Genomic DNA, 23,805 nt, shown 5'->3' on the forward strand with positions numbered 1-23,805 from the left:
GTGTCAGGTCGTGATCTCAAAAGGCATGGCGGTCGAGACGGCGCTGGTCGCGCGCCTGCAGCCAGCCGATCACGGCGCTGCGCAGGCGCTGACGCAGCCGGTCCCAGCGCGTGGGGTTGCTCACGATCCGCGCGCGGTAGAACGAGGGGCAGAGCACGGCCGCATGCGACACCTCGCCGCACAGGCCGCAGCCCACGCAGCTGTCGATGACGGTGGCCACCGGGTCGGTGCGCAGCGGATCGGGATTGGGCCTGATGGACAGCGACGGGCAGCCCGACAAACGTATGCACGAGTGATCGCCGGTGCAGGTATCGGCGTCAACGCCGAAGCGCTCGCGCACCACGCGCTCGCCGCGCGCCGCTGCGGCGCGCTGCTGCGGCTTGATGCGGCGCTGCTTGTTGAGCATGCACTCGCTTTGCGCCACCAGCACCTTGGGGCCCTGCTCCTTGGTGGTCAGCGCTTCGCGCAGCGTGCCCACCATGGTCTTGAGGTCGTAGGTGCGCGGCACGGTCCGCACCCAGTTCACGCCCACGCCGCGCACCGCCTTCTCGATCGCATGGTTGGTGCTGCGCGTGGGGTTGGACGCCGCCGACGAGAGAAGGTCCTGCCCGCCCGTGGCCGAGGTGTAGCTGTTGTCGACGACGATGGTGAGGTTGTCGCTCTTGTTGAACACCGCGTTGGCGATGCCGCTGGTCAGGCCGTTGTGCCAGAAGCCGCCGTCGCCCATGACCGAGATCACTCGCTTGCCGCCCTCCTGCGGCTGCGGCGGATTGAACGCCGCGGCGCCCGCGCCGCCCAGGCCGTAGCCCATCGTGGTGTTGCCCAGGTTGAAGGGCGGCAGGATGGAGAACAGGTGGCAGCCGATGTCGGCGCTCACATGGTGCTCGCCCAGCTCGCGCTCGACCAGCTTCATCGCAGTGAAGATGGGCCGCTCGGGGCAGCCGGTGCAAAAGCCCGGCGGGCGCGCCTGCACGCTGGCCTCGATCGGGCTTTGCGGCTCGGGCAGCGCGGGCTTGAGCGGGATGATCCTGCGCGGCGCGGGCTGCGCCTGCAGCCTGCCGTGCGCTGCGAGAAAGGCGCGCAGGCCCTTGAGCATGGCGGCCGTGGTGTATTCCCCCGCGGGCGGCAGCACATCCTTGCCATGCAGCTGGGTGGCCGAGCCGGCCTGGCGCAGGATGGCCGCCACGTTCTGCTCGACGAAGTTGGGCTGGCCTTCCTCCACCACCAGCAGGGCGCGCTTGCCCGCGCAAAAGCGCAGCAGCTCGCCATCCACCAGCGGGTAGGCCACGTTCATCACATACAGCGGTATCTGCGTGTTGCCGTAGGCATCGGCCAGCGCCAATTGCTGCAGTGCCCGGATCAAGGTGTTGTAGCTGCCGCCCTGGCAGGCGATGCCGATGTCGTCGGCGTCCTCGGCAAAGAATTCATTGAGGCCACGCTCCTCGATGAAGCGCACCGCCGCCGGCCAGCGCTGCCGGATCTTCTCCTGCTCGTGCAGAAAGCTTGCCGGCGGCAGCACGATGCGGTCCACATCGCGCTGCGGTTGGGCCATGGCCTGCTCAATGGTATAGGCCGGGCGCCGGTTGTCGCTGGCGGTGAACCTGCCATGCACATGGCAGCTGCGGATGCGCAGCTGCAGCATCACGGGCGTATTGCTGGCCTCGGACAGCTCGAAGCCGTCTTTCACCGCCTGCACGATGCTCGGCAGGCTGGGGCGCGGATCGAGCAGCCAGATCTGCGACTTCATCGCGAAGGCATGGCTGCGCTCCTGCATGATGGACGAGCCCTCGCCATAGTCCTCGCCCACGATGACCAGCGCACCGCCCTTGACGCCGCCCGAGGCCAGGTTGGCCAGCGCATCGGACGCCACGTTCGTGCCCACCGTGGCCTTGAAGGTCACCGCGCCACGCAGCGGGTAGTTGACCGAGGCCGCCAGCGTGGCGGCGGCCGTGGCCTCGCTGGCGCTGTTCTCAAAGCGGATGCCGTGCTCGACCAGGATGTCCTGGGCATCGGCCAGCACATCCATCAGGTGCGATATCGGCGCGCCCTGGTAGCCCGCGACATAGTTCACGCCCGACTCCAGCAGCGCCTTGGTCACCGCCAGGATACCTTCGCCGTGGAATACCTCGCCTGCGCCCAGACGGAGCTTCTTGACCTCTTCGACAAACGAGCGTTCTGCCATCACAAGATCCTTCGCATGGCTCGCGTGGGGACGAGCATTGATGATTTTGGATGAATATCTCATGCATTACTTTAAAAGTAAATATATCCAAAATCATGGTTTTCACTAGGATGATGGCCACAGGAACGGACCATGCATGCGTAGCCGGCACCGGGAGCACCGCCACGGTCGGGCGGGTCGTCACGGCCATGTAACCGGCGCTGCCTAAAGTGCCTGCTTTTTCCCGCGCCCACCGACCCCGGGCGCGATTCATGAGATCTACTGCTATGTTTGACTACTCGAAATGGGCTCGGCAGGGAATGGCTGCCCGCAGTTGGCTCCTCTTGCTTCTATTGGCCATATCTGCCTGGCTGCTGCCACAGCACGGCGCACGGGCTGCGGAGCCCGTGCAATGGCAGCTCGACAAGTCGGTCTACACCAAGGCCGCACCGATCAAGGCGAGCTTTCAGGGGCTGGGTTCGCCCAATGCAAAGCACTGGGTGGGGATCTGGGCCTACCCCGATTCGGGTAACCGCTACGGCGCCTGGGATCGCTCCAGCAATGGTGGGCAGGGCTCGCTGAAGTGGGCCTACCTGCCGGCGCAGGCAGCCGGCAGCGTGACGCTGCCGGGCCTGCCCTCGGGCCGCTATGCCGCCTTCTTGCTTGCCAACGATGGATACGAATGGCTGTCCACGCCCATCATCTTCCAAGTGACGGACGACGGCATTGCGCAGGCCGAAGGCGGCTTGCTCACCAGCAACCAACGCTCGTACGACGAAGGCGCGACCGTGTCGTTGGCCTACGGCGGCATCACGGCCGCGGCAAAGAACTGGATTGGCGTCTGGCGCTATATGGACGGCCCGGGATCTGAAAAGGATGGCCCCTGGAGCTTTGCGCAAAGCAACAGCTCCGACCCCTGGAAATACGTCACGAACGCCTCCGGCCAATGGGACATCCCTAATTTGCCGCCGGGCACCTACGCCGCCTTTCTGCTCGTCAATGACGGCTACCAATGGCTTGCACCGCCCGCAATCTTCGACGTCAAGGCCAAGCCCCTCGATCCCTCGACACTCATCGGGCCGCCAACGTTCGATGGCAAGTCCACCGAACTCAAGGTGCTGCAGTTCAACATCTGGCTGCGCGGCACCGGCGTGGGGTCGGGTGGCCCCGACATGATCGCGGACGTGATCCGCGACACCGGGGCGGATGTGGTCACGCTGAGCGAAACCGGCTCGGCATATGGCACGCGCCTGGTGAATGACCTGGCCAAGCGCGGCTACAAGTTCAACTCCTACGGCCCCGACAAGGATGTAGGCGTGGTTTCGCGCTACCCGATTCTGGAGACTTCGGAATTCAACCGTTTCTCCAAGGCCGTGATCGATGTGAACGGCACGCCGGTGGCCGTCTACTCCGGCCACCTGGAGTACCAGTGGTATGTCTGCTATCTGCCGCGCGGCTATGGCGGCGGCACGCCCGCTGGCAACGCGACCAGCGAATACGGCTGGAACAAGATCCCTTCCGGCCCGATCACCGACGTCTCGTTGATTCTGGACTTGAACGAAAAATCAGGCCGCCCCGAATCCATACGCCAGTTCATCGCCGACGCGAAGCAAGAGCGCGAGAAAGGCCGGCTCGTGGTGATGGCAGGAGACTTCAACGAGCCTTCCCACCTGGACTGGGATGCGGCGACGAAGGAGCTGTACGACCACCACGGCACCATCGTTCCATGGCAGAGCACGACGCTGCTGGAGCAGGCCGGCTACCTTGATGCCTATCGCACCGAGTTTCCCAATCCGATCACGCATCCAGGCTTCACATGGCCATCGGACAACCCCAGCGTTGCCACCAGCAAGCTGACCTGGGCGCCCGAGGCCGATGAACGCGATCGCATCGACTATGTCTTCTTCCACCCCGATGCGCGCCTGACGCTGGCGGGCGCCACCATGGTCGGCCCGAAGAAATCCATCGTACGCAATCAACGCGTGGATGAGTCCGGCAGCGATTCGTTCATCGAACCCCAAACCGGCTGGCCCACCGACCACAAGTCGGTCATGGCAACCTTCGTGATCAAGCCGCTTGCGCTCACGCTGCCACAACTGGCAGACGGCAACCAAAACCAGACCTACAGCGAGACGCTGACCATCTTGGGTGGAACCGCGCCCTATACCTACAGCATCATTGCCGGCAGCCTGCCTCCGGGTATCGCACTGGGCCTGGATGGCGCGCTAAGCGGAACGCCCACGGCCAGCGGCCACTTTGTCTTCACCGTACAGGTCAAGGATGCCAACGGCAGCCTGGCCGAGCGTGAATATTCCATCGACATAGCGGCCGAGCCCGAGCCGCAAAAGACGCACAGCTCGGTGCAGCTCACTTCATCGCTGAATCCTTCGCGCTCGGGCGACCCAGTGATGTTCACGGCCGCCGTGACCGCCGAGCCGGCTCCCGCCATGCGGTCGACGCAGGATGCACTGCAGGCAAAGGCCGCAGCCATTCCATCCGGCACGGTCGACTTCAGCGTCAATGGTGCACCCATGGGCTCCGTGGCGCTGGCCGATGGCAAGGCAAGCTGGACGGCATCCGTGCTGCCCGCAGGCAAGCACAGCGTCGTCGCCAGCTACTCGGGCGATGGTCAGTTTATGGCAGCCAGCATGGCTATCACCCAGGAAGTAAGCGCAGCGGCCGCAACAGTCCCCCAGCCAGTGCCGGCATTGAACGGCATGCTGCTCTGGCTGCTGAGTGCCATGCTGATCGTGTTTGGCCTGCGGCGCCTGGGGCACTGATCCCCGCAGACGCCAAGGCGCGGATGGCGGTACCGCGGTTGCCACGTACCGGTACAACGCGCGACTAGCTCGCGGAGTGCCATTGATCTACGGGAAGATCAATGGCACTGCAAGCCTCAGCCCCTGGCCTGCAATCCCTGGCCGAGGCCGCCAGGAATCTCGAAAGAATTGGCCCCTAGTGCGTGGAGCCCATGCGCTGTGAGGCATGCCATCCCAGCAGCCGCCCCTCCAGGAATTCGAGCAGCTTGAATAGCACCACCCCGAGAAAGCACAGCAGCGCCAGCGCGACAAAGACCGTCGAGGTGTCGAAGGCACCTTGCGCCACCAGGATGACATGACCGAGGCCGCCCTCGCCGGCCACGAATTCGCCGACGATGGTGCCGATCAGCGCGAACGACACGCCGACCTTGAGGCCTGCGAAGATGCTGGGCAAGGCGTTGGGGAAGCGGATCTTCCACAGCATCTTGGCCCGCGACGCTTTGTTGACCCTGGCCATGTCGAGCATGTCCGGGTCGGTCGAGCGCAGGCCGAGAACGCTGTCGATCAGGATCGGGAAAATGGCGATGAGCATGGCGATGGCCACCTTGGGCAGGGTGCCGGTTCCCATCCAGATGATGAAAAGCGGCGCCAGCGCGACCTTGGGCACGGCGTTCATCGCAATCAGCAGCGAGTACAGCGTCCGGTCCAGGAAGCGGGAATAGACGATGCCGATGGCTGCGGCAATGCCCAGCACCACGGCCAGGGCAAAGCCATAGAGGGTGGTGCGCAGCGTCTCGAACGATTCGGCGAGCAGGTAGGCGGGCTGATCGAGGAAACGTGCGAAGATTTTGGAAGGCGCCGGCAACATGAAGTCGCGGATGCCCATCGTTTTCACGGCCGCCTCCCACAACAGCACGATCACCAGCAGGGAGATCAGCGCCTGCCAGTTCCGGCTGGCGTGCGCAAGCATTGCTCTCATGTCCGCTCCTCAGTATGCGCCCAACTGGCGAAAGGTTTGCTTGATATGGCTGACATAGGCGGCAAACTCGGACGCCTCGCGCACGGCCAGGCTGCGCGGCCGCTCCAGCTCGATGGGCAGGATTTCGGCAATCCGCCCCGGGCCGCGCGCCATCATGACCACGCGGCTTCCCAGGTAGACCGCCTCCGAGATGGAGTGGGTGATGAAGACCACGGTCTTTCCCGTCTCCAGCCAGGTCCGCTGCAATTCCGCGTTCAAGGCGTCGCGGGTGAACGGGTCCAGGGCGCCGAAGGGCTCGTCCATCAGCAGCAGTTGAGGGTCCAGCAGCAGCGCCCGGCAGATCGATACGCGCTGGCGCATGCCGCCCGACAGCTCCCGGGGGTAGCGGTCCGTGAAGCCGGCGAGGCCGAACAAGGACAGCAGCTCTGCAGCCCGGGCCTTGTACCGCTGCTTGTCCAGGCCCTGGAACTCAGCGGCAACCAGCACATTGTCCAGGACGTTGCGCCATTCGAGCAGCAAGTCCCGCTGGAACACCACGCCCATGTCGTCGGGCGGCGCGGTGATGCCCTTGCCGCCCAGCTCGAGGCGGCCGTCGGAAATCGGCTCCAGCCCCGCGATGCAGCGCATCAGCGTGCTCTTGCCGCAGCCGCTGGGCCCGACAACCGAGACGAACTCGCCTTGCCGGACATGGAGCGTGACATCCTTGAGGGCATGGATGGGCTTCTTGCCCGACATGTAGACCTTGTTCAGGTTCTCGATCTCCAGCAGGGTAGTCATCGTGTTGCGTCCCGAGGCGGGTGGATCAGAGGGTGAGCAGCGCATTGGTGTAGTAGTCCGAAGGCTTGTGGCCGGCCTTGATCTGGCCGCTCATCTCAAGAGAGCGAATGGCTGCGGCCCAGTCCGCATCCGCCTGCACGCCAAAGGGCAGGCCCTTGCTGCCGGGGCTTTCGAAGAAGGGCCGGTAGGCCTCGATCTGGCCTTTCACCACGGCCGCATCCAGGCGCGCATTGGGGCGCTGCTGGAGCACGGCGGCAACAGCCTCGTCGATGTGGTTGTCGTAGATGTACTGCCACGCACGCACCTGGATGCGGGCGAATTTGGAGATGGCATCCTTTTTCGCGGCGATGTTGGCCGGCGTCGCCGCCAGGCCGTAGCTGGGAAAGCTGATGCCGCTGTCGGTCAGCAGCAGCGCGGAGGCACTGCGCGCCTTCATCACCATCGGCTGGCCGAAAGGCGCTTGCGACAGGAAGCCATCGCTGTTGCCGGCCAGGTAGGTGGAGATCATGGCGGCAGGAGAGACCATCACCATCTCGACCTGCGAGCGGCTCATGCCGTTGGCCTTGAAGAAGGCATCGATGAAGGGCGTCCACGGGCTGGTGGTGAAGCATACGAGCTTCTTGCCCACCAGGTCCTTGGGGGTCTTCACATTCTGCTTTCCATCCACGAGGATGGCCAGGTCGCCCGTGCGCGCAAAGCCCGCGATCGACATCAGGTCGAGGCCGCTTTCCTTGGCAACCGCCATGGTGCCCAAGGCGACCTGGCCAATGTCCACCTGGCCGGCCGCCAGCAATTGCAATGTATTGATGGTGCCGGTTCCGTCCTGGATCTCCACGTCGAGCCCCTGCTCCTTGTACCAGCCCTTTGACTGCGCCAGGTGCATGGCAGCATGCATGCCCCATGGCGAAAAGTCGAGCCTGACTCGCAGCTTCGCTGCAGCTTGCGCCCTGGCGTGGAATGCTAAGAGCGGCAATGCGGTGGCCGCGGCAAGCGTGCTCGTGAATACACGTCGTTTCATCGATGGCTCCTGTTGGAATAGGGTTTGCAGCAGAGGGGAATCTACCGCTCAGGCCTCGGCCTGGGCCCGTAGCGCCTGGGTCGCCTCGGCATCGAGCTTGCCGGTGGCGGGATCGACCACGGCGCGATAGTGCTCCCGCACGAAGGCCGCGCTGAGCTTGTGGTCCCAGACGTCATGTGCAATATCTTCGAGCGGCCGATCCAGCGGATTGCCGAAGCCTCCGCCTCCCGGCTGGGTATGGGTCACCACGTCATTGCGGCAGATGCGCATGCCCACCTTGCTGCGCAATGACTCGACCCGGTCGCCGCGCTGCAGCCGGTTCGATGCGGGGCTGGCAGGCAGGCCGCCTTGCAGGCCATAGGGCTGGAACTTCATCCGGTCGGCGCGCAACTGCAGCAGCACGTCGTCGCCCAGGGCGCGGTAGCTGCGGCGCACGCCCAGGCCGCCGCGGTAGCGCCCGGCGCCACAGCTGTCCTCGGCGAGCTCGTAGGCCTCGACGCGCACGGGATGCTGCGCCTCCAGCGTTTCCACCGGTGTATTCGAGAGGTTCTGCGATGCGTTGGTGATGGCCTCGATGCCATCGGCACCGGGCCGCCCGCCCCAGGCGCCGCAGATCATGTCGACGATGATGTAGCCCTTGCCGTCATCGCGCTTGCCCGACAGGCACACCACGGTGTTGCCGCCCTCGCCGGCCGCGGGGATGCGGTCGGGAACCACCTGGGCCAGCGCGCCCAGCATGGCATCGAAGACGCGATAGCCCGTCAGGGCGCGCGCCGCCACGGCCGCCGGCTCCACCGGATTGAGCACCGTGCCCTCGGGCACATGCACTTCGACGCAGCGGAACACTCCGGCATTGTTGGGCACATCGCCCTTCAAGGCGCAGCGCACGCTCAGATAGGTGCACGACTTGGTGTACGACAGGGTCGAGTTGATGGCCGCGCCTACCTGCGGGGCAGAGCCGGTGTAGTCGACGCTCAGGCGGTCCTCGTGCACCGTGACCGCCACGCGCACCAGGATCGGGTCGTCGGACAGGCCATCGTCGTCGATGTAGTCCTCGAAGGTGAAGGTGCCCTTGGGCCAGCGGCGGATCTCCTCGCGCGTGAGGCGCTCTGCATAGTCCAGCAGCTCCGCGAAATAGAGGCGGGACTCCTCTCGTCCATAGCGGTCCATCAGCTTGGTGAGCTCGCGCACACCCACCTGGCTGGCCGCGTACTGCGCCCGCAGATCGCCCAGCACCCGATCCGGCACGCGCACGTTCTGCGCAATGATCCGCTCCATGGTGTCGTTGACCTGGCCCGCCTCGTACAGCTTGACCACGGGGATGCGCAGGCCCTCCTGGTAGATTTCCGTCGAGTCGCTGGCATTGGAGCCAGGCACCCGGCCACCCACATCGGTGTGGTGACAGATGACCACGCAAAAGCCCTCAAGCTCGCCCTTGTAGAAGAAGGGCACGAACATGAAGATGTCGGGCAGGTGCATGCCGCCCTGGTAGGGGTCGTTGACGATGACTGCATCGCCGGGCTTGAGATCGTCGCCGTAGCGGCGGCGCACCTCGGCCATGGCCTCGGGGATCGCCCCCAGGTGCAGCGCAATCGTCTTGGCCTGCGCGATCATCTGGCCATGGCGGTCGCAGATGGCTGCCGAATAGTCCATGACGTCCTTGACGATCTCCGAGCGCGCCGTGCGCAGCACGGTGTAGGCGATTTCGTCGACAACGGAGTCCATCGCATTCTTGACGACGGCAAAGGTGATGGGGTCGATGCTGCGGCTCATTCGCTCGCCTCCTGGATTTCGATGATGATGTTGCCGATCGGATCCGCGCTGACGCTGCAGCCCGGGGGAATGACGATGGTCGTGTCGTAGGACTCGATGATCAGCGGCCCCACCACCGGCTGCGCCCGGATCGCGGCGCGCGGCACGACGGGCGTGGCCTGGGCCGGCGTGCCCGGCTCGAAGCTGACCAGGCGTTCGCTGTGCGAGCCCTGCAGCGCCGAGGCATCGACCTGGCAATGGGCAAAGTCCAGCCGGTGCGCGCTGCGCCCGCGGGCGCTCACCCGCAGGTTGACCAGTTCGAGCGGCTCATCGCTGCAATAGCCGAATGTCTGCAGGTACTGCGCATTGAAGTCGCGCTGCAGCTGCTCCAGCGTGGCCGCATCGACGCTGGCCGATGGCAGCGCCACCGTGAGCTCCGAGCTCTGCCCCAGGTAGCGCAGGTCGGCGGCATAGGCCACCTGCGCGGCATCGCCCACATATCCCTCGCTTTCCAGCACCTGGCGGCCCCGGTTGCCCAGCTCCTGCGCCACCGCGGTGAGCTCCTCCGCACCGCAGTGGGCCAGGGGCCGCAGGACCGCCTTCACGAAGTTGTGCTCGGCATCGGCAGACAGCATGCCGGCAGAGCAGAACACACCGGCCATGATCGGCGCGATCACCCGCTGGATGCCCAGGATGCGGGCCACGGCCACCGCGTGCAGCGGACCGCCGCCGCCGAATGCGATCATGGACATTTCGCGCGGATCCAGGCCACGCTCCACGGTCACCGCCCGGATGGCCCGCGCCATGCTGACATTGGCCAGGTGGCGAACGCCATGCGCGGCCTCGAGCACGCTCAGCTTCAGCGGCCCGGCAACATGCGATTCGATGGCCTCGTGCGCCAGCTGGGGATAGACCGGCAGGCTCCCGCCCGCCAGTGCCTTGGGGTTCAGGTAGCCCAACACCATGTTGGCATCCGTTACCGTGGGGCGCTTGTTGCCCTTGTCGTAGCAGGCCGGCCCGGGCGACGATCCCGCCGACTCCGGCCCCACGCACAACAGGCCGCCAGCGTCGATCCACGCGATGGAGCCGCCGCCTGCGCCCACTTCGGCGATATCGATGGCCGGCACCTTGAGCATGTAGCCGCCGCCCTTGACAAAGCGGCTTGGCGCACTGATGCCGTCGCGGAACTCGTACTCGTTCGTCAGCGAAGGCTGCCCTGCCACGACGAGGGCCGCCTTGGCGGTGGTGCCGCCCATGTCGAAGACGATGAGGTCGTTGTCCCCGCCAACTGCCCCGATGCGGGCCGCGCCAGCCACGCCGCCGGCCGGGCCGGAGGCCACCGCGAATACCGGCTTCTCGCTGGCGGAAGCAATTCCCATCATGCCGCCATTCGAGGCCATGACCTGCAGCGATGCATGGATGCCCATGCCTTCCAGGTCCTGCCGCAGCCGCGCCAGATAGGTGCGCATGTCCGGCAGGATATAGGCATTCACCACCGTGGTGCTGGTGCGCTCGTACTCCTTGATTTCAGGCAGCACCTCGCAGGACACGCTCAGCAGCAGCTGGGGAAAGCGCTCCTGCAAGGCGGCCTTGGCCTGCAGCTCGTGGGCCGGATTGATATAGCTGTTGAGAAAGCAGATCGCGATCGAGGTCACGCCTTCGGCCACCAGCTCCTCGGCTTCTCGCAGCAGTTGATCCACATCGAGTGGCGCGACCACGCTGCCATCGGCGCCGATGCGCTCGCGGATGCCGCGCCGCCAGCGCCGCGTCGCCAGCGGCTGGGGCTTGCTCCAGGCCAGGTCGAACATGGTGGGCGTGCGGATCCGGCCGATCTCCAGCACATCCCGGAAGCCCTCCGTCGTCAGCACGCCGGTGGCCGCCCCCACCTTCTGCAAGATGGTGTTCGAGGCCGTGGTGGTGCCATGGACGATCTCGGTGATGTCCTCCGGCGCCACGCCGGCCTGCTTGATGAGGGTGCCCAAGCCCTGCACGATGGCCTGCCCGAGGCTCTCGGGTGTCGTGGACGTCTTGTTGACGAAGAGTTTGCCGTCCGGCATGGCAAGCACGATATCGGTGAACGTTCCACCGATGTCACAGCCCACACGGACACCTCTGCGTTGATCCAATGCAATACCCATGCTTGCTCCCAATTCCTGGTTGGAGATAGATGGCCATCGCCATCAATTAACTAACTATTCAGTTAGATAGGCAAACTTTAGGAGATGTAAAATCGCGCAGCAACAGGGGTTTTCCCGCCCCTTTCGCCGGCCCTCTGACGATTGATAGACTGATAAAAATCAAACGCGCGCATGGCGCGCACGAGACACGGATCACCACCATCGCAATGACCCAAGCACAGCCCTCCACTGCCAAGCCCAAACCCCGCAATGCGGCCGTCACCCGGGAAAGAATCCTCAAGGTGGCAGGCCAGGAGTTCGCGGCGCGCGGGTTTGACGGCGCGCGCATCGACCGGATCGTCGCGCGTTCGAAAATCAGCAAGAACCTGGTCTATCACTACTTCGAAAGCAAGGAATCCTTGTTCATCGAGGTGATGGAGCGGGCCTACGGATCGATGCGCTCGCGGCAGAACGAGCTGGCGCTGACGGACGACCCGGTCAACGACATGCGCACCCTGGTCGAAAGAACGGTGCAGCACTTCATTGACGAGCCCGAACTGCACCAGCTACTGTCCACGGAAAACCTCTACAAGGCCGTGCACATCCGCAAGTCCAAGACCATCTCGGAGATGTTCAACCCGCTGCGCTCGGCCCTGTCCACCATCCTCGATTCGGGCAAGAAGCTGGGCGTGTTTCGCAGCGATGCGGACTGGGTGGACCTGTATGTCTCCATCTCAGGCCTGGGGGCCTACTTCATCACCAACCGCTACACGCTTTCCTATGTTCTCGGCGTGGACCTGAACACGGAGGAACGCAAGGCGGCACGCCCCAAGCATGTGTCGGACGTGATCATCAGCTACCTCTGCGACCGCTCGGCAGCGTAAATTCATACTCGATTCCGAGGTCGCCAGGTGCGCGCACGATGCAAGTCAGGGGGCCGAGCCCCCCAAGGCAGGCCATGGGCCTGTTGCAATCGCACAAGCCCAATGAAGGCCCCATACCGGCCCCGGGGGCAGCGGCCCTACGGCAGATCCGGCAGGCGCGGCGCCGTCGATGCCGGCACCTCGGTGCGCGCGGCATTCATCACCATGGACAGCAGGCTGTAGTAGCCATTGACCGCAACCAGATCCATCACGCCGTTTTCGCCCCACAGCGCCACCGCCTGCGCCCAGGTGCTGTCGCTGACGCTGCGGTTGCGGTGCAGCTCGATGCAAAAGTCATACAGGAGGGCTTCATCTTCCGGCATCTGCCGTGGGCGGCGGCCTTCGGCAATCGCCTGCACGGTGTCGGCAGCGATGCCCTCGCGCTGGGCGATCGGCGCATGGATGGCCCATTCCACCTGCTGCGACCATTCGCGCGCGGTCACCAGGATGGCCAGCTCGGACAGGCGCAGGCCCAGTGCGCTGCGGTAGCGCAGGTATTCGCCCATGCGCTGGGCATGGCCCATGAGCTCGGGGCTGCGCAGCAGCGGCACGAACGGAGAGATCAGCGTGCCGCGCGGGCCGTCGATGACTTGCTGCGCCTCACTGCGCTGCATCTCGGTCCACTGCTCGGGCGGCAGGGGCGGCAGGCGGTCGCGGCTCATGCTTGCGCCTCCAGCGGCAGGCTGGCCAGCGCGGCATCGATGGCATCGCCGAGCCTGGCGGCGATCTGGCCGATCTCCGATTCGCTCGCGATGAAGGGCGGCGCCAACAGCACGTGGTCGCCGCTGCGGCCATCGATGGTGCCGCCCATGGGATAGACCAGCAGGCCCATGTCCAGGGCCTTTGCCTTGATGCGCGCATGCAATTGCAGCTCGGGCGCGAATGGCTGCTTGCTCGCGCGATCCCGCACCAGCTCGACGCCCATGAACAGGCCGCGCCCACGGATATCGCCCACCTGCGGATGGCTGCCCAGGCGCTCGGACAACAGGCGGCGCAGGCTGGCGCCGCGCGCCACCACCCGGGGCAGCAGCTTGTCGCGCTGGATCACCTGCTGCACGGCCAGCGCGGCGGCGCAGGCCATGGGGTGGCCGATGTAGGTATGGCCGTGCTGGAACAGGCCGCTGCCGCTGCGGATAGGCTCGATCACCTTCGCGGCGGCCAGCACCGCGCCGATCGGCTGGTAGCCGCCGCCCAGGCCCTTGGCGATGGTCATCAGGTCGGGCGCCACGCCTTCCTGCTCGATCGCGTGCAGGGTGCCGGTGCGGCCCATGCCGCACATCACTTCATCGGCGATCAAGAGGATGCCGTAGCGGTCGCACAGCGCGCGCACGCCCTTGAAGTAGCCAGGCGTGGGCTCCAGCGCGCCAGCGGTGGCGCCCACCACGGTTTCGGCCACGAAGGCAATCACCCGATCGGGGCCTATGGCCAGGAATTGAGCCTCGATCTCGGCGAGCAGCCGCTGGGTGTAGGCAGCCTCGCTCTCGCCGGCCCGGAGATCGCGGTACGGGTAGCAGGGGGCGACGCGGCCCACATCCATCAGCAAGGGGGCGAACTGGCTGCGCCGCCATTCGTTGCCGCCCACGGCCAGCGCGCCCAGGGTGTTGCCGTGGTAGCTCTGGCGCCGGGCCACGAAGGTGGTGCGCTGCGGCTGGCCGATCTCGACGAAATACTGGCGGGCGAGCTTGAGGGCGGCCTCCACGGCTTCCGAGCCGCCAGAGACGAAGTACACCTGGTCAAGCCCCGCCGGCGCATGTGCCACGAGGTGATCTGCCAAGGCTTCGGAAACCTCAGAGGTGAAGAAGCTGGTATGGGCATAGGCCAGCTTGTCGGCCTGGGCGTGCATGGCGGCAAGCACCTCGGGGTGGGCGTGGCCCAGGCAGGAGACGGCGGCGCCGCCGCTGGCGTCGATGTAGGCCTTGCCCTGCTGGTCGATGATGTGCACGCCTTGGGCGCTGACGGCTGTGCGCGGCACGCTGCGCAGCGAGCGATGGATGATGTGGCTCATGGTTGGGCTGGGTGGTTGTCAGGGATTCAAGAGAGTTCGGCAAACGGATAGCAATGCGCCTTGTCCACATGGCGGTAGGGCAGTTGCTTGAGGTCGGCCACGCCGTAGTCGGGCGTGTCCACGATCAGGATGTCCGCGGCCACGTGTTCGTAGAACGCGCGGAAATGCGTTTTGGAGCGCAGCACGACGATGTCGAAGTCTTCGAGCCGCAGGCCGAACTGGGTGAAGGGATCGCCATCGACCGCGAACGCGAATGCACTGACCACGCTCACGAGGATGCCCTGGACGTCGAGCAGCGCACTGAGGCCGAGATCGACGGGCATGCCCTGCATGTAGGCACCCGAGATCCGGTACTGCTTGGGGCCGGCCCAGAGCACGCGCGCCGAGACGTCCAGCGTAGGCCCGGCTCTGTCCGAACTATGGCCGCCAAGGCGCAGGCGCACGCTCTGGCCCGCGCCCGCCGCGCAGGCCTGCCGGGCCGCTTCGCGGTCCCACAGATAGGGTACGGCCACCCGCTGCACGCCGCGCGCCAGCAGGGCAGCGAGCAGGTAGGTCGAATCGTTCATGCGGTCGGCGTGCTCCAGCAGCACATAGGGTCGGCCGGCGCCCGGTGACCGGCGCAGCCGCTGCAGCACCGCACTGATGGCTTCGTCGACCTGGTAGACGGGCAGGGGTTGGTAGAGCTCGCGCCTGGCGCCGCGGATGCGCGCGCTGAGCTGCTCGCAGATGGCTTGGGCAGCGGCCTGGTCGGCATCGGTGACGCACAGCACGGAGAAGCCCGTGTTGTGCGCATCGGCATAGGAAAATCCGGCCATCACGCTGATGTCGGTAAAGCCCTCGCGGGCGTCCTCGATGCGCTGCGCCTCCTCGATGATGTCGGCCAGCGGCCGCAGCGCGGTGGCACTGAAGATGCTGGGCACCAGCACCTGGGGCTTGGCGATGGCCCAGGTGGGCCGGATCTCGCCGCGCAGGGTGCGCACCATGCAGCGCGCCGCGCGCCGGCCGGTGTCGCCGGTGTCGGTATGGGGCGACTTGCGGTAGGCGAAGGCCGCGTTGGCGTTTTCCAGCGTGCCGGCGTCCAGGTTGCCGTGGTAGTCGAAGGCCACCATCAGCGGCTTGTCCGGCCCGAGGGCGGCGCGCACCGCGGCCAAGATGAAGCGCTCGGGATCCGGGTAGGAGGCCGCCCAGCAGGCGCCGTGCAGGAAAAGCAACACCCCGTCCAGGTCCGGGCCGGCCGCGCGCACGCCTTGGGCGATCTCGTGCGCGTAGAAGGCCACGGCCTCGTCGCTGGCGGGCCCCACGGCGCCGAGGGCTGCCTGCACCAGCGGCAGCATCCGCACCTCGGACTGCTCGCAGATGTCGATGAAGCCACCGATCACGGTGTTGGTGCCGCGCAGTGCGGCGAGGATGTCGTCGCCCCGCAGCGCGACCTGCTCGAAATCGGCGAGTGTGGAGGCCACGGGAAGAAAGCTGACCGACTCGATGTGAAAGCCGGCGATGGCGATGCGAAAAGACATGGCTACGGTTGGATAGGGGTCGGAATGGCCACACGCGCATAGACGTCGGGGCGGCGGTCGGTCAGCAGCCCCACGTAACTGCGATAACGCGCCACCGCGCTCAGGTCGAGCTCGGCTTGCACCACCGCTTCTTCTTCGGTGCGCGACTCGGCCAGCACCTTGCCGTCGGGCGCGACGATGAGGCTGCGCCCCATGAAGCGGCAGTGGCCTTGCCGGCCCGCGCGGTTGCAGCTCAGGAAGAACACGCCGTTCTCCATGGCCCGGGTATAGGCGCGGTGCAGGAAGATCTGCTCGTCCTCGAGGGGCTGGGCCTCATCCCGGAACGACGCCCAGACGTTGGTGACGATGTCGGCGCCTTGCAGCATCAGCGCCCGCGTGAGCTCGGGGAAGCGGATGTCGTAGCACACCTGCATGCCGATGCGGCCCACGGGCGTGCGCTGCACCGCGATGGATTCGCCGGCCATGAAGTACAGCTTCTCCAGATGCCAGCGGTGGATCTTGTGGTAGATGCCAAGCACGCCCGGCGGCCCGACCAGCATCGAGGCGTTGTACATGGCTCCCGCCAGCACCGGATGGCGCAGCGCCAGGCCGGCCACGATGTGAACGCCATGCTCCCGGGTCAGCTGGCACAGCATCTGCGTGAACGGTCCGCCATCGGGTTCGGCCGCTTCATAGAGGCGCTGCGCATAAGGGGCAACATCTGGGGCGCCGTCAGCTGCCGCTGCGGCAGCGACGTCCGCGCTGAACGCCGCGCCCGGCACCAGCGGCTCCACGTAGCCAGTGTTGCTGAGTTCGGGAAATACGATGAGCTGGGCGCCGGCCCGCGCCTGGGCCTCGGCCAGGGAGCGCATGCGCTCCAGGTTCAGCGCGGGCGCCAGCGCGCGCGCGTCGAATTGCACGAGGCTGGCGTTCACGAGGGTGGAGGTGCTGTTCATGATGCCGCCTGTGCGCCCAGTACCCGCATGTCGCTGCCCGACCAGCTCAGCGCCACGCTATCGTTTTCGCGGTAGTCGCCGTCGCTGCTGCTGGCCTGCACGGCCATCACCTGCCCACCAGGCAGGCGCACGCGGTAGCGCACGGTGGGGCCCAGGTAGACCCGGCCGATGATCTGGCCCACCACCTGGCCTGCTACCTGGCCTGCAGCCGGGTCCGCCCCCGGCCGTGGCGGCGCCAGGCGGATCGATTCCGGGCGCAGCATGAACTCCAGCGGCGTGCCGGCCGGCGCAGCCTCGGGCACCGGCAGATGCAGGCCTTCGCTGGACTCGAAGCGCAGCTCACCACCATGCGGCGCGACCTGGCCGCGCAACAGATTGCCGGTGCCGAAGAAGTTGGCCACGAAGGGCGTGGCCGGATTGCGGTAGATATGCTCGGGGGCGCCGACCTGCTCGATGCGGCCGGCATTGAAGACGGCGATGCGGTCCGACAGCGACATCGCCTCCTCCTGGTCGTGGGTCACCATGATGGTGGTGATGCCCAGTGCGCGGTGCAGCTGGCGCAGCTCGAACTGCAGGTCTTCGCGCAGATTCTTGTCGAGCGCGCCCAGCGGCTCATCGAGCAGCAGTATCGCCGGCTCGAACACCATGGCGCGCGCCAGCGCCACGCGCTGCTGCTGGCCACCGGAGAGCTGGGCCGGTTTGCGGTCGGCGAAGCGCTCCAGCTTGACCGTGGCCAGCACCTTGGCCACCTCGCGCTTGATCGCTTCCGCGGGGCGCCCCCGCACGCGCAAGGGAAAGGCCACGTTGTCGAAGACCGTCATATGCGGGAACAGCGCGTAGCTCTGGAACACCAGGCCGATGTTGCGCTGGCTGGTGGGCAGCCGGGTCACGTCCCGCTCGCCGACGATGATGCGGCCCGCATCAGGGCTGTGGAGCCCGGCGATCATGGTGAGCAGCGTGGTTTTGCCCGAGCCGCTCGGGCCCAGCAGGGTCAGGAATTCACCCTGGCGGACCTGCAGGTGAATGTCATTGAGCGCCGTGACGGCGCCAAAACGCTTGGTGATGGCTTGGATATCGATGCTGGCCATGGTCTTCTTTATTCCTTTTTTCCGCCACGGGAAAGCCTGGCCGCTATGGCCATGAGGACCACGCTGCCGGCGATCAGCAAGGTGGCTACTGCGGTGATGGTGGGGTCGATCTGCTGCGACAGGTCGTTGAACATCTTCTTGGGGATCGTCACATGGCTGCCCGCCAGGAAATAGGTGATCACCACTTCGTCAAAGCTCACGACGAAAGCAAAGATCCAGGCCACGAACAGCGAAGGGTAGATATTGGGCACCACGATCTGGCCGAGCACCCGCAGCCAGCCCGCGCCCAGGCTGCGCGCGCTCTGCTCGATGCGCACGTCGAGCGCGCGCACGGCCACGCCGACCACGCTGATCACATAGGGGATCGCCACCAGCGCATGGCCTATCACCAGGCCGGTGAAAGTGCCCAGCATGCCCACCTGGGCGAAGGCAAAGTACAGGGCGATGGCGGTGATGATGTGCGGAATGATCATGGGTGCCATGAAGTTCGCATCCAGCGACAGGCCGCCACGGCCGCGGCTGCGCGCCAGGCCATAGGCGGCGAGCGCGCCCAACGCCAGGGCAATGACGCTGGAGCACAGCGCCAGCTGCAACGAAGTCCAGAACGCCTCGGTCCAGACGGGACTGTCCGCGAACGCCCGGTACCAGCGCAGTGAAAAGCCCTGAGGTGGGAATTGCAGGGCACTGCGATCCGAGAAGGACATCGGCACCACGATCAAGATCGGCGTGCACAGAAACAGCAGGATCAGCGCACCGCCCAGGCGAAGCAGCAGCCGCGAAAGGTGTTCGCTCCAGCGTGTCATGCGGCTGCCCCCGCGCCAGTGTGGGCTGTCAGCCGCTTGTAGACCAGGTAGAGCATCAGCGTGACCAGCAGCAACACGCTCGACAGCGCCGCAGCGAGCTGCCAGTCAGAAATCGTGTTGATGAGGCTGTCGAGCACCGTGGCGATCATCGGCACGCGGTTGCCGCCGAGAATGGCCGGCGTCACCAAAAAGCCCAGGGTCAGGATGAAGACCAGCATGCTGCCGGCCAAGAGCGCCGGCAGGGTCAGTGGGAAGAACACTTGCCAGAACACGCGCAGCTCGCCTGCGCCCAGCGAGCGCGCGGCCTGGGTCAGGCGCCGGTCCACCGCGCCCATGGCCGCATACAGGGGCAGCACCACCAGCGGCAGCAGCAGGTTCACCGTTCCGACCAGCACCCCCAGCTCGTTGTAGATCAAAGGCAGCGGGCTGCCGATGAAGCCTTGCTCCAAAAGAAAGCGGTTGATGATGCCGTTGTTGCCCAGCACCACGATCCACGCATAGGTGCGCACCAGGATGCTGATCCAGAACGACAATCCCACCAGGCCCAGCGCCGCCATGCGCAGCCGCGCCGACGCCATGCCATAGATCCAGTAGGCCAGCACGTAGCCCAGGCCGCCGCACAGCAGCGCCGTGGCCAGGGCCAGCTTGAAGGTACCGGCCAGCACCCGCAGATAGGCCGGGCTGGTCAGCAGCTCGTGGTAGGCCCCCCAGGGCCCGGCCTCGCCATCGAAGCTGATCGACAACATGCGCATCACCGGCATGTCGAAGACCACCAGCACGAAGGCCAGCAGGGGCAGCGCGTAGCCCCAGCGCCGCAGCAGTCCGGCAGCCATGGCCTACATCCCCAGCTTGAATTGCTGCCAGCGCTTCTCGACCTTGGGTGCGATCAGCTTCCACTGCGCCAGGTCATTCACGAACTGCAGCTTGGCGTTGCCCGCGGTCGTGGGAAACAGCGGCGCCTTGTCGGCCGGCAGCATCTTGTCGAGATCGGTGCTGGCGCCGGAGTAGGGAATGCGCGCCATGGCCACGAGCTGGTTCTCGGGCAGGGTGAGCTCATGGAAGAATTTCATGGCCACGGCCTTGTCCTCGGGCGAAGCGCCCTTGGGAATACCGAAGTAGGAGAGATCCAGGATGCCCTGGTTGTAGTTGAAGGAAATACCCGGTTTGCCATGCACCCGGCCGGAGAAGCTCATCGCATAGGAGACCTCCTTGTCCAGCAACAGCTGCGGCGGCTGGGAGCCAGCCGTCCACCAAACGGACACATAGGGACGAATTTTTTCCAGGCTGCGGAAGGCGCGGTCGATATCGAGCGGGAACAGCTTGTCCATCGGTACGCCGTCGGCCAGCAAGGCCACCGGTAGCACGGTGGCGGGGTCGTCCATCAGGCTGCGCTTGCCGGGAAAGTCCTTCACGTTCCAGAAATCGGCCCAGGTCTTGGGCGCCTTCGCATCATTGCGCCAGGCCATGACGTTGGAGAAGTAGGACCAGCCGATGGCATACGCATCCTTGGCCTGGGCCGTGATGGGCTCCGGGTTGATGGCCGCCCAGTCCAGCGGCTCAAGCAGGTTCTCGGCCTTGGCCTGCGCCAGCCAGCTGCTGGGCACCAGCACGATGGGCGTGGTGATTTTCTTGGAGGCCACCATGGCCTTGAGCTTGCCCAGCGAGGTGGGATTCTCGCGTACCACGCGGATGCCGGTCTTCTTCTGAAAGGGCTCGATGTAGGCCGCCTGCACGGCTTCGCCGGAGTCGCCACCGGCTTCCAGCATGCGGATTTCCTTGGGCGCCTGGGCATGCACGGGAAGCACGGCCAGCGCCAAAGCGGCCAGGGCCGGGAAAGTGAATCGGCAAAGCAGTCGCATGCGGTTTTCCTTGTCAAAGAATGGTTGGCAACAAGCTGGCCGCGCTGGCATCCATCCGCAGGGGCGTGCCACCGCAAACGCAATGCTTGTTGCGATTTCCGAGTGTATGAAACATATGATTCCACATCAATAAAAAAGCAACATTTGTGTCATTTTCAACGGGAAAACCCCTACACACCCGTTGCAGGCCGCCACACCGCCTGCCTAGCGGTGCTTCAGTTCAGGGAGCGCGCCGGCTGGGCGGCTGCAGGTAGGCGCCGGAATCGAACAGCGCTTGCTCTGCCTGGTCGATGCGCGTCACGACGTTGTCGCCCCCCTCGGCCACCAGCAATTCGAGCAGCGCCTCGACCGCCGCCATGCCCGCGGTGATCGAAGGGAAGAACGACGGGCTGGCCACCGAGAACAAGACCGAGACCTCGGCCGCCAGCGCCAGAGGCGACGCGGCGCTGTCGGTGATCGCCACGATGGCGGCGCCGGCAGACTGCGCCGCCCTGACCACGGCCAGGGCCTCGCTCGAATAAGGCGCAAAGCTGGTGGCGACCACCACGTCGCGCTCTTCCATCGGGCGCAGCTGCATCTCCAGGCTGCCGCTGTGCCCGTCGATCAGGTACACGCTGTTGCGAAACAGCCGGTAGCCATAGACCAGGGCATAGGCCACGGGATAGCTTGCCCGGAAACCCGCCACATACACGGCGCGGCCGCGCCGCAGCAGCCGGGCCGCATCGCGCAGTGCATTGGCGCATTGGGTTTCGGTGGCGGCGAGATTGCGCTGCTGGGCCTGGAACATTTCCTCCAGCAGATCGGCCTTGCGCCCGCGCGTGGTCAATTGCTTGGCGCGCTCGCCATAGCCTTCGGCATGCAGGCCGAGGTCATCGGCGAAGGCCGATTTCAATTCGGGCCAGCCGGCGTAGCCGAGCTGCTGCGCCAGGCGCACCAGGGTGGCGGGCTGCACCCGCGCGCGCTGCGCGAGCGCGCGCATCGAGGCAATGACGACTTCGTTCGGGTGATCGATCACGAAACGAGCCGCCAGCTGCAGCTTGGGGCTCAGCGACTCGAACTGCTGCAACATCTGCTCCTTGGCGCCCACATTCAACCCCTGTCCATGCAACAAACGATTCTTCAATGAATCGAATGTTACGCGATGGCTTGCCTGCCTGGGGCCCATGGGGCTTGCCCTTGGGCATGCCATCTACATACAAGCGCTGACCGCTGCCGGTCAGCCCACCCGCAACCATACAGCCGGCCGTGAGCAGCCAAGTGAGCGCGGATTTCCGGGCGGAGATTCATTCAAGTATCCATTCGGGACGATGGGTGCGCAGCCACTGCTCGGTGTGGCCCAGCAGCTTCTCGGCTGCGCCCTGGCATGCTTGCAACGCGGCGGCGGAAATAGGGTCACCCTCATAGTCGTTGAGATTGCGCTGGCGGCGCAGGGCGTCGAGCACGATCAAGTCGCTCTGGGGCACGTGCATCGTCTGATCCAGCGTCTGGATCGCCGTCTGGTGATGCCCCGGCTGGCTTGTGGAGGTGCGCCAGCCATTCGCCCATAGACCCAGCATAGCGCACTGCATGATGCATTTGTAGGCTGCATCGAAGCGGTTGTTCGCGCTGATCTGTTCCACTCGCGCATCGGCCAGGTTCTGCCGGGCCGCCTGCAACAGCTTGCGGATGTTCGCCGGGTCAGGCGGCTGCGGTCGCAGGCGGCCAATGGCCTGCAAGTTGCTCAAGCTCATGTTCACCCCCCTTGATCCAGAGTTTGGGCTTGCGCAGCACGTCGCGCACGAAAGCATCGCCCGCCTGCGCCTTGGCAGCCAGTTCTTGCGCAGCCCATATCACTGGGTTCACCTCGCGCCCCAGTTGTTCGTGCAGCGGGTACAGCGCCTGCACCACCGCCACGAAATCCGCCGAGCCCACCAGCATCAGGTCCACGTCGCTGTAATCGGTATACGCACCGCTGGCCAAGGAGCCATAGACGAACGCCAGATCAATCTGCCCGGCCAGTGGCTCCAGCGCGGCACGCAGCGCAGGCACCACGCCATGCGTCTTGCAGAACATCGCGGCCAGCTCAGCGTACAGCGGATGCTGCACATTGGCGCCATAGAGCGCCTGGTTACCCTGGTCGGTGCGCAGCAGCAGGCCCGCTTGCGTGAGCTTGTCTACCTCGCGCGCCAACGTCCCCGCGTGGCTGCCCGCCAGACGGGCCAGTTCGCGCAGATGCAAGCTGCGCCCTGGCTGCAACAGCAGCGCCGCCAGCACGCGCTGGCGATTGGCTGGAAACAGCAGGTTGAGGGCGTCCAGGATGTTGCTCATAAGGCGACAATTGTCGCCATTAAGGCAACACTAGGCAAGTATCTTGAAAAGTGCAAACCTTCTGATAGCCAGCCCTTCTGCTGCCAGGCCCGCACCAAATCAGCTGCGTTGCGCACGCATGCCTCCTGGCCGCCCGTTGGTGCAAACAACTCCATAGCCCGAAGCACATCGCCGCCGACTCCGACTAGGCACAGGGAAGCGTATTTCTGAACGAAGGGCGCTCGCTGAACCCCGCAAACCATTGCGCGGTTTTCGGCGCCAGCGCCCGCCAGTCGTAGGCGGGATAGCGGAAATCCAGGTAGCCCAGCGCGCAGCCGAGGGTGATGGTGCCGATGTCCACGCGCTGCGCCAGCGCGGCGGCATGCTGCTCCAGCAGGGCCAGGCCGTCGCGCACCTTGCCCATCTGGCCTTCGTACCAGCCGTCCCAGCGCAGCGGCTCGGGCCGCAGCACGGTTTCGTAGCGCGCCAGCAGCGCGGCGCCCAGCATGCCGTCGCCCAGCGACTGTTCCGTCAGTGCCTGCCAGCGCGCCGGGCCTTCGGCCGGGAACAGCGCGCCGCCGCCCAGGGCGTTCAGGTATTCGCAGATCACGCGGCTGTCGTACAGCACCTGGCCGTCGTCGGTGAAAAAGGTCGGCACCTGGCCCAGCGGGTTGCTGGCGATGATGGTCTGGTCACGCGCGACCGGGCCGGCCGCGCTGGGCAGCTTCTCGATGCGCTCGGCCAGGCCGAGCTCGTGCGCGACCACCAGGCATTTGCGCACAAAGGGAGAGGCGGGGGAGAAATAGATCTTCATGAAAGAATCCTT

At 65.7% G+C, this 23,805-nt stretch carries 20 protein-coding genes; 2 read left to right on the forward strand and 18 right to left on the reverse strand.

Annotated elements, in window-relative coordinates; genetic code table 11:
- Positions 1-16 precede the first annotated feature (16 nt).
- Positions 17-2,182 (reverse strand): thiamine pyrophosphate-dependent enzyme, encoded by a 2,166-nt coding sequence (locus tag ACODRX_RS08820; RefSeq protein ID WP_488871008.1) that lies wholly within the window; start codon positions 2,180-2,182, stop codon positions 17-19.
- A gap of 266 nt (positions 2,183-2,448) precedes the next feature.
- Between ACODRX_RS08820 and ACODRX_RS08825 the strand changes: the two genes are divergently transcribed.
- The gene (locus ACODRX_RS08825; RefSeq protein WP_488871009.1) at positions 2,449-4,941 is read left to right on the forward strand and encodes an Ig-like domain repeat protein; all 2,493 of its coding nucleotides are present in this window, start codon (positions 2,449-2,451) and stop codon (positions 4,939-4,941) included.
- 175 nt (positions 4,942-5,116) lie between these two features.
- Here ACODRX_RS08825 and ACODRX_RS08830 read toward each other — a convergent pair whose 3' ends face one another.
- From ACODRX_RS08830 to ACODRX_RS08850, 5 genes are read right to left on the reverse strand one after another with little or no spacing between them, the layout of a single operon-like run.
- Complete coding sequence (locus ACODRX_RS08830) at positions 5,117-5,890, reverse strand: ABC transporter permease (RefSeq protein WP_488871010.1); 774 nt, start codon at positions 5,888-5,890, stop codon at positions 5,117-5,119.
- An 18-nt stretch (positions 5,891-5,908) separates the two neighbouring features.
- The gene (locus tag ACODRX_RS08835) at positions 5,909-6,676 is read right to left on the reverse strand and encodes an ABC transporter ATP-binding protein (RefSeq protein ID WP_488871011.1); all 768 of its coding nucleotides are present in this window, start codon (positions 6,674-6,676) and stop codon (positions 5,909-5,911) included.
- 25 nt (positions 6,677-6,701) lie between these two features.
- On the reverse strand, positions 6,702-7,694 hold the full coding sequence (locus ACODRX_RS08840; RefSeq protein ID WP_488871012.1) for an ABC transporter substrate-binding protein: 993 nt from the start codon (positions 7,692-7,694) through the stop codon (positions 6,702-6,704).
- A gap of 48 nt (positions 7,695-7,742) precedes the next feature.
- Positions 7,743-9,467: a hydantoinase B/oxoprolinase family protein gene (locus ACODRX_RS08845; RefSeq protein WP_488871013.1), complete on the reverse strand. Its 1,725-nt coding sequence runs from the start codon at positions 9,465-9,467 to the stop codon at positions 7,743-7,745.
- Positions 9,464-11,584 (reverse strand): hydantoinase/oxoprolinase family protein, encoded by a 2,121-nt coding sequence (locus tag ACODRX_RS08850; RefSeq protein ID WP_488871015.1) that lies wholly within the window; start codon positions 11,582-11,584, stop codon positions 9,464-9,466. Before ACODRX_RS08850 ends, ACODRX_RS08845 begins: the two co-directional genes overlap by 4 nt.
- A 206-nt stretch (positions 11,585-11,790) precedes the next feature.
- Here ACODRX_RS08850 and ACODRX_RS08855 point away from each other — a divergent pair, with 206 nt between their 5' ends.
- Positions 11,791-12,447 (forward strand): TetR/AcrR family transcriptional regulator, encoded by a 657-nt coding sequence (locus ACODRX_RS08855; protein WP_488871016.1) that lies wholly within the window; start codon positions 11,791-11,793, stop codon positions 12,445-12,447.
- A 137-nt stretch (positions 12,448-12,584) separates the two neighbouring features.
- On the opposite strand, the gene ACODRX_RS08860 is transcribed toward ACODRX_RS08855, so the two are convergent.
- From ACODRX_RS08860 to ACODRX_RS08915, 12 genes are all read right to left on the reverse strand, one after another.
- The gene (locus tag ACODRX_RS08860) at positions 12,585-13,148 is read right to left on the reverse strand and encodes a carboxymuconolactone decarboxylase family protein (RefSeq protein WP_488871018.1); all 564 of its coding nucleotides are present in this window, start codon (positions 13,146-13,148) and stop codon (positions 12,585-12,587) included.
- Positions 13,145-14,491, reverse strand: coding sequence for an aspartate aminotransferase family protein (locus tag ACODRX_RS08865; protein WP_488871019.1), 1,347 nt, complete (start codon positions 14,489-14,491; stop codon positions 13,145-13,147). Before ACODRX_RS08865 ends, ACODRX_RS08860 begins: the two co-directional genes overlap by 4 nt.
- Positions 14,492-14,517: 26 nt before the next feature.
- Positions 14,518-16,008 carry a M81 family metallopeptidase gene (locus ACODRX_RS08870; protein ID WP_488871021.1) on the reverse strand — a complete coding sequence of 497 codons (1,491 nt, stop codon included), beginning with the start codon at positions 16,006-16,008 and terminating at the stop codon, positions 14,518-14,520.
- A gap of 2 nt (positions 16,009-16,010) precedes the next feature.
- Positions 16,011-16,943 (reverse strand): carbon-nitrogen hydrolase family protein, encoded by a 933-nt coding sequence (locus tag ACODRX_RS08875; protein WP_488871022.1) that lies wholly within the window; start codon positions 16,941-16,943, stop codon positions 16,011-16,013.
- Complete coding sequence (locus tag ACODRX_RS08880; RefSeq protein ID WP_488871024.1) at positions 16,940-18,031, reverse strand: ABC transporter ATP-binding protein; 1,092 nt, start codon at positions 18,029-18,031, stop codon at positions 16,940-16,942. The genes ACODRX_RS08875 and ACODRX_RS08880 overlap by 4 nt, the downstream gene beginning before the upstream one ends.
- Before the next feature lie 8 nt (positions 18,032-18,039).
- Entirely contained in the window at positions 18,040-18,834 is a 795-nt protein-coding gene (locus tag ACODRX_RS08885) for an ABC transporter permease (protein ID WP_488871026.1), read from the reverse strand.
- Entirely contained in the window at positions 18,831-19,667 is an 837-nt protein-coding gene (locus ACODRX_RS08890) for an ABC transporter permease (protein ID WP_488871028.1), read from the reverse strand. The genes ACODRX_RS08885 and ACODRX_RS08890 overlap by 4 nt, the downstream gene beginning before the upstream one ends.
- 3 nt (positions 19,668-19,670) lie before the next feature.
- Complete coding sequence (locus ACODRX_RS08895) at positions 19,671-20,693, reverse strand: extracellular solute-binding protein (protein ID WP_488871029.1); 1,023 nt, start codon at positions 20,691-20,693, stop codon at positions 19,671-19,673.
- A gap of 220 nt (positions 20,694-20,913) precedes the next feature.
- Complete coding sequence (locus ACODRX_RS08900) at positions 20,914-21,804, reverse strand: MurR/RpiR family transcriptional regulator (RefSeq protein WP_488871031.1); 891 nt, start codon at positions 21,802-21,804, stop codon at positions 20,914-20,916.
- A 172-nt stretch (positions 21,805-21,976) separates the two neighbouring features.
- Entirely contained in the window at positions 21,977-22,423 is a 447-nt protein-coding gene (locus tag ACODRX_RS08905; protein ID WP_488871032.1) for a DNA-binding protein, read from the reverse strand.
- The gene (locus ACODRX_RS08910) at positions 22,371-23,000 is read right to left on the reverse strand and encodes a nucleotidyltransferase domain-containing protein (protein WP_488871033.1); all 630 of its coding nucleotides are present in this window, start codon (positions 22,998-23,000) and stop codon (positions 22,371-22,373) included. Before ACODRX_RS08910 ends, ACODRX_RS08905 begins: the two co-directional genes overlap by 53 nt.
- Positions 23,001-23,184: 184 nt before the next feature.
- A complete protein-coding gene (locus ACODRX_RS08915) occupies positions 23,185-23,793 on the reverse strand; it encodes a glutathione S-transferase (RefSeq protein ID WP_488871034.1) in 609 nt (202 codons plus the stop codon).
- Positions 23,794-23,805 lie beyond the last annotated feature (12 nt).

This window comes from Comamonas sp. FG99 (genome assembly GCF_057808605.1).